A 1,256-nucleotide genomic window follows, 5' to 3' on the forward strand; every position below is an offset into this window, starting at 1 on the left:
TCAGAAGATCCGTAGATATCGAGAATATTATATATACTTGCACTATTCAAAACAGGCGGTACGGAACTTCCCGAAAAAGTAATATTCCGCATCTTCGCAGGAACGTTTACGGTTACCGTTTTACTGGTTGCTGTAAAGCCGGAATTGCCATCGAAAAAAACATCGTCTTTAGGACCGGGAACACAGCCTCCTCCTGTACCTCCTGAAGTAAAAGACCAGTGGCTGACATCATTCCAGTTTCCATTTCCACCTACCCAATATAAATTCTTGGCAGAAGCAGCTGAAAATACCCAGCCGGTATTATTGCCATTATCCACAGATTGCAGCGCATTAAATACAGCCCCTCCTGACGCATTGATATCTTTCATCACCGCTCCGGACACATCAATCACGGTTCCTGAAGCAGCCACCAGTTTGGCCTGAGTTCCTGCTGATGAAGAATTAATCATAATCTGTCCGCCACAGGTAGCAGGATGGGCAGAAAAACGGGTAGTCACTGTTTGTGTCTTACCAGCTTCCAGACTGTAGGTTTTGTCTTCACTAAATATTAGTTCTTTAAGCTCGTTATCACTTACCAGTACCCCATCACCTTTAAATTCTACACGGTTATAATACACTTTCCCTGTTGGATTAGAATATCCAAGCGTTCCTGTTCCTGTATTTTCAAAGGTTACATTATTATAATGCTGTCCTGCGTTTGACCAAAGCTTACAGTTTCCAAGGCCTGTGAAACGGATATGTGAGGTACCGGCATTCAATGTTAATAATGTTGATTTTGCGGCGAAAGCACCGCTGTTGCTTGATGTTACATTAAATTCTGAACTTCCCATATTCAGTGTTCTGGGCTTTATACCTGCCTCAGCAGAATACCCTCCCGAAGATACTTTATGATTATTGGTTGTTAATGTCCCGGCGGTATGCCACATTGTTCCAAAAGCAAGTGAATAGTCATCCAGCAGGCTTACTGATGTTTCTTCTTCAAAGTATACCTCATCAGCATGTACTGAAACTCCATTGCTTGTAATCGTTTTTGCAGTATTCGTATTACGATAATACATATATACACTACTTACTTCCATACCGGCCTGCCACACGGAAGATCCGTAGATATTAATAGGATTAGCAGTAGTTAAACTTTTAAAAACAGGAGGTACTGTACTTCCTGAGAAGGTAATATTTCTCATATTGGCTGGGACATTCACGGTAATGGTTTTACTGGCTGAAGTAAAGCCTGAGCCTGCATCAACAAAAACATC

General features: G+C 41.8%; 1 protein-coding gene. It reads right to left on the reverse strand.

All coding sequences use genetic code 11. The features are described 5' to 3' along the window. On the reverse strand, window positions 1-1,256 hold a 1,256-nt coding region (locus SCA31_RS22375; protein WP_410699261.1), incomplete at both ends, for a hypothetical protein.

The organism is Chryseobacterium sp. SIMBA_028 (assembly GCF_046535285.1).
GTDB lineage: Bacteria > Bacteroidota > Bacteroidia > Flavobacteriales > Weeksellaceae > Chryseobacterium.